2 protein-coding genes are annotated in these 2,024 nt (G+C 65.8%); both read left to right on the forward strand.

Going from position 1 to position 2,024, the window contains the following annotated elements; all coding sequences use genetic code 11:
- Positions 1-17: 17 nt before the first annotated feature.
- On the forward strand, positions 18-1,211 hold the full coding sequence (locus WA702_RS27495; protein ID WP_425113689.1) for a serine hydrolase domain-containing protein: 1,194 nt from the start codon (positions 18-20) through the stop codon (positions 1,209-1,211).
- A gap of 94 nt (positions 1,212-1,305) precedes the next feature.
- Positions 1,306-2,024: AMP-binding protein (locus tag WA702_RS27500; protein WP_425113690.1), on the forward strand; the 719-nt coding region annotated here is incomplete at its 3' end.

Here is a 2,024-nt window from a genome sequence, read left to right on the forward strand (position 1 = left end):
AAAACGGGAGGTAACCTATGCAGAGCAAGACGGAGATCGACCGGCTATTGGCCGGGATGACCGAAGCGGGCGAGATCCCCGGCGCGGTCGCGATCGCTGCGACCGGCAGCGAGCTAATCTATGAGGGTGCGTTCGGCAAACGCGACCTCGCCAAGGACGCGCCGATGACGCTGGACAGCGTGTTCTGGATCGCCTCGATGACCAAGGCGGTCACCTGTGCCGGCGCGATGCAGCTGGTCGAGCAGGGCAAGCTGTCGCTGGACGGGCCGATCGGGAAGTTGCTGCCCGACCTGGCGTCGCCGCAGGTGCTGGATGGCTTCGATGCCAATGGCGATCCAATCCTGCGCCCGGCCAAGACCGAGATCACGCTGCGGCATCTGATGACCCACACCGCCGGCTTCTGCTACGACATGTGGAACAACAACATGGTCGTCTATGTCGAGAAGGCGGGACTACCCGGGATTATCACCTGCAGGAACGATGCGCTGAAGACACCGCTGGCCTCCGATCCCGGCACCCGCTGGGAATATGGCAGCAACATCGATTTCGTCGGCAAGGCGGTCGAGGCGGCGAGCGGCCAGCGGCTCGACGCCTATCTGCGCGACCACATCTTTGCTCCGCTCGGCATGACCGACACGGCTTTCAAGCTCGGGCCGCTGCAACGCGAGCGGCTGGTCGGCATGCATGCGCGCACGCCCGAGGGCGCGCTAGCCCCGATCCCGTTCGAGCTCGAGCAGGAGCCGGAATTCCACATGGGCGGCGGCGGTCTCTATGGCACCGCCGGCGACTACATCCGGTTCACCCGCATGATCCTGAACAAAGGGGAGGGCAACGGAAACCGGCTGCTGCGGCCGGAGACGGTGGCGACCATGAGCGAGAACCAAATCGGCGAGCTCGAAATGACGAAGATGGTCGCGGCGATCCCCAGCGTGACCAACGACGTCGATCTCTATCCCGGCATCGTCAAGAAGTGGGGCCTGAGCTTCATGATCAACACACAGGCGACGCCGGAGGGCCGCAGCGCCGGCAGCCTCGCCTGGGCCGGGCTCGCCAACACCTATTACTGGATCGACCCGGCGCGCGACATCACCGGCGTGATCCTGATGCAGTTGCTGCCATTCGCGGACCAGCACTGCCTCGCGGCATTCGCCGGCTTCGAACGCGGCATCTATGCCGGGCTCGATGCGGCCGGTGGCCAAAAGGCGGCCTAGCGGGCTCCTCCCGGCGCAGCTAGGATATCCCAAAAATGGATAGCGCGACGGTCTCAGGGCCGTCGCGTTGCCGCGCCAAAGGGAGGAACTGGACATGGTGGAGAAGGCGTCTAGCTATGTGTGCGGCATCAGCGATGTGCCGCTGCTCGGCGATACCATTGGCAACAGCCTCGACCGGGCCCGCGCGCGCTGGGGCGATCGCCCGGCACTGATTTCGCCAAGCCACGATGTGCGCTGGAGCTGGCGCGAATTCGCAGAGCGGGTCGATGCGCTGGCCGCCGGCTTCATCGCGCTCGGCCTCACGCGCGGCGAGCGCATCGGCATCTGGTCGCTCAATCGGCCCGAATGGACGCTGACGCAGTTCGCGGCCGCGAAGGCGGGCCTGATCCTGGTGACGATCAATCCGGCCTATCGCCTGACCGAGCTGGAATTCGCGCTCCATAAGGTCGGCTGCGCGGCAATCGTCACCGCGACCGCCTTCAAGACCTCCAACTACATGGAGATGCTGAATACGCTGCTGCCGGAGCTCGCGACCTCGCAGCCCGGACAGTTGCGCGCCGCGCGGCTGCCGCAATTGCGGGCGGTGATCCAGATCGGCGGCCCGGCGGCACCAGGCGCGATCCCGTTCGCTGATATCGCGGAGATGGGCGGCGACCGCCATCGTGCCGAGCTTGCAGCGCTCGGCGAGGCGCTGCAGTTCGACGATCCCGTCAACATCCAGTTCACCAGCGGCACCACCGGCTCGCCGAAGGGCGTCACGCTGACCCACCACAACATCCTCAACAACGGCTATTTCGTCGGCCGCGCGATGCG

This window comes from Bradyrhizobium sp. (assembly GCF_049798375.1).
Classification (GTDB): domain Bacteria; phylum Pseudomonadota; class Alphaproteobacteria; order Rhizobiales; family Xanthobacteraceae; genus Bradyrhizobium.